At 62.0% G+C, this 6,461-nt stretch carries 6 protein-coding genes and 1 rRNA gene; 5 read left to right on the top strand and 2 right to left on the bottom strand.

The window, feature by feature from the left end; translation table 11 throughout:
* The 3 genes from rrf to GTP69_RS30455 form a co-directional block, all read left to right on the top strand.
* Positions 1 to 107, top strand: a 5S ribosomal RNA gene (gene rrf / locus GTP69_RS30465); the annotation flags it as partial.
* Between the two features lie 64 nt (positions 108 to 171).
* The gene (locus GTP69_RS30460) at positions 172 to 1,536 is read left to right on the top strand and encodes a DUF2868 domain-containing protein (RefSeq protein WP_161058373.1); all 1,365 of its coding nucleotides are present in this window, start codon (positions 172 to 174) and stop codon (positions 1,534 to 1,536) included.
* On the top strand, positions 1,533 to 2,972 hold the full coding sequence (locus GTP69_RS30455; RefSeq protein ID WP_161058372.1) for a GTPase domain-containing protein: 1,440 nt from the start codon (positions 1,533 to 1,535) through the stop codon (positions 2,970 to 2,972). Before GTP69_RS30460 ends, GTP69_RS30455 begins: the two co-directional genes overlap by 4 nt.
* Here the strand turns inward: GTP69_RS30455 and GTP69_RS30450 are convergent.
* Positions 2,969 to 3,865, bottom strand: coding sequence for an AraC family transcriptional regulator (locus GTP69_RS30450; protein WP_161058374.1), 897 nt, complete (start codon positions 3,863 to 3,865; stop codon positions 2,969 to 2,971). The two genes, GTP69_RS30455 and GTP69_RS30450, sit on opposite strands and share 4 nt — an antisense overlap.
* A 187-nt stretch (positions 3,866 to 4,052) precedes the next feature.
* On the opposite strand from GTP69_RS30450, the gene GTP69_RS30445 reads away from it, so the two are divergent.
* Complete coding sequence (locus tag GTP69_RS30445) at positions 4,053 to 4,328, top strand: SDR family NAD(P)-dependent oxidoreductase (RefSeq protein WP_110850170.1); 276 nt, start codon at positions 4,053 to 4,055, stop codon at positions 4,326 to 4,328.
* On the opposite strand, the gene GTP69_RS30440 is transcribed toward GTP69_RS30445, so the two are convergent.
* Positions 4,315 to 4,923 (bottom strand): TetR/AcrR family transcriptional regulator, encoded by a 609-nt coding sequence (locus GTP69_RS30440; protein WP_161058371.1) that lies wholly within the window; start codon positions 4,921 to 4,923, stop codon positions 4,315 to 4,317. The genes GTP69_RS30445 and GTP69_RS30440 overlap by 14 nt on opposite strands.
* A gap of 81 nt (positions 4,924 to 5,004) precedes the next feature.
* Between GTP69_RS30440 and GTP69_RS30435 the strand changes: the two genes are divergently transcribed.
* Positions 5,005 to 6,207, top strand: coding sequence for a YbfB/YjiJ family MFS transporter (locus GTP69_RS30435; RefSeq protein ID WP_161058370.1), 1,203 nt, complete (start codon positions 5,005 to 5,007; stop codon positions 6,205 to 6,207).
* Positions 6,208 to 6,461: the final 254 nt, after the last annotated feature.

The following is a 6,461-nucleotide window of genomic DNA, read 5'->3' as shown; positions in this document are numbered from 1 at the left end:
GACCATAGTAAGTCGGTCCCACCCCTTCCCATCCCGAACAGGACCGTGAAACGACTCTACGCCGATGATAGTGCTGCAACCAGTGTGAAAGTAGGTTATCGTCAAGCTAGTTATTAGAAGAAGCCCCGTCCGGTAATCCGGTCGGGGCTTTTTCGCGTTTATACTCTTTGCATGAATGAACACACTGCAAGAGACGTCGTGCTGGTCCGCGCCATCGAGACCACCGATCAAAACAAGGAAATCCTCAGCGACGATGATCGCCTATATGCCAGCCGCAGCGCGCGCGAACTGGCGCAGTGGCGGGCGGCGGACCGCAAGTCCGAGGCCACCGGCGATGATTTCCTCCAACAACGCGCCGAACAAATCCTCAAGCGCCTGGCCGAACGCCATCCGTCATTCGCCGGCTTCCTGCAACAGCGGGCGCCGTTGCGTGCGCTGGCGTGGGCCCTGCCGGTCATCGGCCTGCTGCTCGGCGCCGGTCTCGACCGCATCACCGATCCGCATCGCGTCGATTTGTTGTCGGCGCCGCTGCTGTTGATCATTGCGTGGAATCTGCTGGTCTACCTGGGCTTGCTGATCTGGCTGTTTATTTCCTCGAAATCACGCGTGCCCCGTCGTCTGAAGCCACCGCGCAAACTGCCAGCAGCGTTGTCTACCGCCGTGATGAATTTTGCCAGCGAGTGGTCGCAGCTGAGTGCGAAGCTAACGTCCGCTCGCCTGAGTCGTACCATTCATCTGAGCGCGGCCATGTTTGCCACTGGCGCGCTGCTTTCGCTGTATGCGCGCGGCCTGCTGTCGCAATATGCCGCCGGCTGGGAAAGCACTTTCCTTGATGCGGCGCAGGTCCACAATCTGCTGACCATCCTTTTTTCACCGGCCGTCTCGCTATTCCACCTGCAAGGCTTTACGCTGGCGGAGATTGAAGCGCTGCGTTTCCCCAATACCACTGCGGCAGGCGGCGGCGCGCGCTGGGTCCATTTGTACGCCGCCACCATCGTGCTGCTGGTTGTGTTGCCACGCTTGCTGCTGGCGGCGTTTGCGCAATGGCGCGCGGCACGGCTGGCACGTCACTTCCCGCTCGATCTGGAACAGCCTTACTTCCGCAAGCTGAATGATGCGATGGGCATGGCGCAAGGCGGTACGCTGCGAGTGCTGCCCTACAGCTTTACCGTCGACGAGCAACGCCACCGCAGCTTGCAGAAAATCGCCAGCGAAATGTTCGGCGAGCAGGGACGCCTGATGCTGCGGCCATCGACCGCCTACGGCGAAGCGCCGCAAGTGAGCGACGATACCGAGGCCGCCGCGACGGCAGCGTTGTTCAATCTGAGCGCAACACCGGAGCAGGAAAACCACGGCGCCTTTCTCGATGCGCTGACCAAGGCGGTACCGCGCGGCGTCACTGTGCTGCTGGACGAATCCGCTTATCTGGAGCGCATGGGACCGGAGCGCCTGGCCGAGCGCATCGCCTTGTGGCAGGAATTCTGCCGCTTCCATCGCGCGGCTGCCACGGTAGTTAATCTGCAGGCGCCGGCATGAGCAGCACCATTCAACTGGCACTGATCTCGCACACCAATAACGGCAAGACCACTTTGGCGCGCACGCTGATGGGCGTCGATGTCGGCGAAGTGCGCGACGCCGCCCACGTCACCATACACTCCGAGCCGCATACATTGCTGACCACGCCGCAAGGCGATGTGTTGCAACTGTGGGATACGCCCGGCTTCGGCGATTCAGTCCGTTTGCAAAAGCGTCTGGCGCAAGCCGGCAATCCGATCGGCTGGTTCCTGCGCGAAGTACTGGACCGTTATCGTGACCAACCATTCTGGCTGAGCCAGCAAGCGCTGCGCGCTGCGCGCGATTCCGCCGACATCGTGCTGTATCTGGTGAACTCGTCCGAAGATCCGCAGGACGCCGGCTACGTGCCGGCCGAGATGAAGATTCTTGATTGGCTGGGCAAGCCGGTGGTCGTGCTGCTGAACCAGACCGGCCGCCCACGTCCGCTGACGGAAGAGCAGCTGGAGCAAGCGCGCTGGCGCGATCATCTGCGTCAATATCCTGCCGTGCGCGACGTGCTGCCGCTCGATGCCTTCGCCCGCAGCTGGGTGCATGAGCGAGTGTTTTATGATGCGCTGGCCAGGTTACTGCCGTCCGAATTGCAGCCTGCCTACGCGCGCCTGTTCGGTGTATGGGAAGCGCGCAATGCCGACCGTTACGAGCAATCGATGCAGCTGCTGGCCACGCAATTGCTGGCCGCCGCGCACGATAGCGAAGCCATGCCGGAAGAGGGCGCGAGCATGCTCAAGTCCGCGTTGAAGGTGGTCGGCATCGGGCGCAACGCCGAGCAGCAGCGTCAGGATCAGGCCATGAGCCAGCTGGTCGCGCGCCTGAACCAGCGCACCGCCGAGATGACGCGCGAACTGCTGATACTGCATCAGCTGGACCCGGCCGGCGCGGCGGAAATCAGTGCCCAGGTGCGCGAACATTTCGCCGTGCGCGCGCCGATCGACAAGGCGCAAGCCGGCCTGCTGGGCGCGATGATTTCCGGCGCGGCCACCGGCTTGTCGGCAGATCTATTGGCCGGTGGTCTCACGCTGGGCGGTGGCGCCTTGCTCGGCGGCCTGGCCGGCGCGCTGACGTTTGCCGGCGCCGCCTGGGGCTTCAACTCCACCACCGACCGTCATCAGGCGACGATGCAATTTACCGACGCCTTCATGCAGACGCTGGTGGTGGCCGGCATCCTGCGCTATCTGGCGGTGGCGCATTTCGGCAGAGGCCGCGGCAGCTTTGTCGATGGCGAAGCGCCAGCCTTCTGGCAAAGCGCGGTGGAGCAGGTGGTGACGCAGCATCAGGCCGAGCTGACCGCCGTGTGGAAGCAGGCCCGCCATGCGCCGGCAGTATTGCAACCGTTGATGAAACAGATGGTATCGGCGACGCTGGCGCAGCTCTATCCCGGCCTGGCGCCGCGCGTCTAGATCAAGCGCGCCGCTTCTACCGGTTGCACATTGAGCAGGCGCCGCACGGCATGCGCTTCCTCGCTCGGACTGCGGCCAAAGTAGCGCTTGAATTCGCGGCTGAATTGCGATGGACTTTCATAGCCGACCTGGGCCGACGCCGCCTGCGCCGTCATGTCGTTGCGCGCCATCAGCAGCCGCGCCTGTAGCAGGCGCGCCGATTTCAGATACTGGATCGGCGAACAATGCGTGACCGACTTGAAATGAACGTGAAAGGCCGGCACGCTCATGCTGGCTTCCGCCGCCAGCATGCCGACGTCGATGTCGGCCGCATAGTCGGCGTGGATGCGGCGCAAGGCCTTGGCGATGCGGCCGAACTGCCCCTGGCTGGTGAGCGCCGCGCGCATTGCCGCGCCTTGCTCGCCCATCAGTGCACGGTAGCAGATTTCACGCACGATACCCGGCCCCAGCACGCGCGCTTCCAGCGGCGAGTTCAGCGCTTCGAGCAGGCGCAGCACGGTGTCGCGCAGGCGCTCATCCATACGCGTGACCATCATCCCTTTCGGCATGGCCGGCACTTCGGTATCGCTCTGGTCGATGGCAAACATCAGGTCGGCCAGCGTGGTGCGGTCGACGCGGATCGAGATGCCGAGAAACGGCTGCTCCGGCGACGCCTCGGTGGTGGCGGTGAACGGCATCGGCACCGCCACCACCAGGTAGTGGTCGGCGTCGAACTGCATCGTCTCGTTGCCGAAGTAGGTGCGCTTGCGGCCCTGTATCGCGATGGCGATGCACGGCTCGTACATCACCGGCGACTTGGTGGTGCTTTGCGTGGAGCGGGTCAGGCGCACGTCATCCACCAGGGTTTCGGTATAGCCATCGGTGCGCGCCATCTGGGTGTGCAGGGCGATCATGCGTTCCACGCTTAACTCCTCTTGTATGCGGTCTGGAATAGGAATGATCCATGATTCCTGCCCCCGCCGCTACCGTTGATGGTGCGATCTATAGGATTAGGCAAGAACTGCATAGCCATGTGCATTTGCAGCATCGCCGTTCCTCCGTAAGATGCAGCCTGTGTTAATGGCCTGGGGAGGATGCATCATGACGGAAACTCATCGCAAAGTTATTTTGATCGCCGGCGCCAGCCGGGGATGCGGTCCGGCCACCGCTCGTCAGCTGGCAGGCGAGGGGCATCACGTGGTGCTGGGCGCGCGCCGCTCCAGCAAGCTGCACGCGCTGGTGGCGGAAATCCGCAAGGCCGGCGGTTCGGCCGAATGGTTCGCGCTGGACGTCAATCAGCCGGAGGAAATGCGCGAATTCCTGGCGTTTGCGCACGACGTGCACAAGCGCGTGGACGTGGTAATCAACAACGTTTGAACAAGATCTGAATCATGCTGTCTGCCGTGGCCTGCAGTTGTTGCGGGCCATGGTAGATACGCTCCATCACAACATTGCCGCGCGTGAAAGTCACCAGCAGGCGCGCCGCGTCTTGCGGCGATAAGGTCAGGCGCTCACGGGCGTCCGGTTGCGACAGCCGCGCTTCCAATACTTCTCCCAATCCTTCCAGCATGCCGCGCAGGGCGTTGCGCACCGGCTCGTCCATGGCGGTCTCGTCGGTGGCGATCTTGGTCGTCAGGCAGCCCCGCGTGCGCGACGACGGCGTGTCGTCCAGTTGCGGCACCGGCTCGGACATCGAATTGATCACATACGCAAAGTAGGCGCGCAGCGCTGACTCCGGATCGGCCAGCTGCATGCGCTCGCGCACCATGTCCAGATAGTGACGCTGGTAGCGCGCGAACGCCAGCAGGAAGATGCTCTGCTTGTCGCCATAGGCGTGGTAGAGGGAACCGCGCTGCACACCGGTGGCTTTCGCCAAGTCCGGCATGGAGGTCGCGCCATAGCCCTGGCGCCAGAACACGTGCATTGCCCGTTCCAGCGCTTCGTCTTCGTTAAATTGTTTTATGCCTGCCATGGGGCCATTATCAATATGTTTGACAGTGGTGTCAAGTTTGACTATGCTGTCAAACATGATTGCAGCTTTGAAGGATTGTTCATGGATACCGTAGAAGACCGGGGCGCCACCGCGCGCGCCATTTTTGCTGGCCTGTGCGCCAGCCTGGTGGGCATCGGCCTGGCGCGCTTCGCCTACACGCCGCTGATTCCGCCGATGATCGAGGCCCACTGGTTTGCCGCCAAGGATGTGATTTATCTTGGCGCCGCCAATCTGGTCGGCTATCTGATCGGCGCCTTGATGGGGAGGCCGCTGGCGCGCCGCTATGGTGCGCGTCGTACCCTGCGCGCCATGATGCTGCTGGCGTCGGCCGCGTTTTTCGCTTGCGCGTTTCCGCTGTCGGTGACGTGGTTCTTCGGCTGGCGGCTGATGTCGGGCATTTCCGGCGGCATCATCATGGTGCTGGCCGCAATGACGGTGCTGCCGCATGTGCCTGCGCATCGCAAGGGGATGGCCAGCGGCGCCATCTTCCTCGGTATCGGCCTGGGCATTGCGGCGTCCGGCACGTTGGTGCCGCTGCTGCTGGATCTGGGTATGCGGGCGACGTGGCTGGGGCTGGGCGTGTTGTCGTTGCTGTTGAGTGTCGCCAGTTGGGCATGCTGGCCGCATGCAGCGCATACGCATGTGCCGGTCGGCGAGCCAAGTGCTGCGGCGCAGGCGGCAGTGCGCTTCGATCTGAATCTGCTGTATCTGCAATATGCGTTGATGGCGGTAGGGCTGGTGCCGATGATGGTGTTCCTGGTGGACTACGTGGCGCGCGGTCTCGGCTGGGGTACGCACACTGCGGCGCTGTTCTGGATTGTGTATGGCGTCGGCGCGATTGCCGGGCCGATGGTGTATGGCGCGCTGTCCGATCGCATTGGGCCGGCGCCGACCAGTCACCTGACGATCTGGCTGCAACTGGGCGCGATTGCGCTGATGATGTTTTCGACCAATCACATGGTGCTGCTGGCGGCCACGCTGGTGATCGGCTCCTTCCCGCCGGGGATCGTGCCGATTACGCTGAGCCGGGTGCAGCGCATCCTGGAGGGTGATGCACATGCGCAGAACGTAGTGTGGAGCAAGGCCACCACGGTGTTTGCCTTGTTCCAGGCGCTGGCTGGCTATACCTATTCCTATGTGTTTGCGCACAGCGGCGGTAACCACCGCCTGCTGATGGGCATCGGCGCCGGGGCGCTGGTGATCGCACTGCTGGCGGATGGCGTGAAAAAAGCCCTTGCCAAACCCAGGGCTGCCTTGTTATGATTCTGTCCCTCACGAAACAACACATGCAAATGCAGCGTTGAGTGAGGAAAAAAGAAGGTTGACGAAATGCTGAAAATGCTTCATACTCTTCCTTCTTCGCTGATGAACAAAACGCTTCTTCAGCTGCAACACAGAATGATCTTTAAAAATTTACAGTCGATAAGTGTGGGCATTTGGTGCTGCAACAAAAAGCATTAAATGCTCAACAAAGAAATATTCAGTAGAAATACTGTCAGTATTTTTGAGAAGAGCGA

Origin of the sequence: Duganella levis (assembly GCF_009857605.1) — a bacterium.
Classification (GTDB): domain Bacteria; phylum Pseudomonadota; class Gammaproteobacteria; order Burkholderiales; family Burkholderiaceae_D; genus Rugamonas; species Rugamonas levis.
The sequence above is the reverse complement of the archived record's forward strand: the minus strand, read 5'-3'. Positions and strand labels throughout refer to the sequence as shown.

Bases quoted from the DNA above. Each gene is read 5' to 3' on its own strand.
- GTP69_RS30435 (WP_161058370.1), top strand. From the start codon at position 5,005: ATGGATACCGTAGAAGACCGGGGCGCCACCGCGCGCGCCATTTTTGCT.
- GTP69_RS30460 (WP_161058373.1), top strand. From the start codon at position 172: ATGAATGAACACACTGCAAGAGACGTCGTGCTGGTCCGCGCCATCGAG.
- GTP69_RS30455 (WP_161058372.1), top strand. From the start codon at position 1,533: ATGAGCAGCACCATTCAACTGGCACTGATCTCGCACACCAATAACGGC.
- GTP69_RS30445 (WP_110850170.1), top strand. From the start codon at position 4,053: ATGACGGAAACTCATCGCAAAGTTATTTTGATCGCCGGCGCCAGCCGG.
- GTP69_RS30440 (WP_161058371.1), bottom strand. From the start codon at position 4,923: ATGGCAGGCATAAAACAATTTAACGAAGACGAAGCGCTGGAACGGGCA.
- GTP69_RS30450 (WP_161058374.1), bottom strand. From the start codon at position 3,865: ATGATCGCCCTGCACACCCAGATGGCGCGCACCGATGGCTATACCGAA.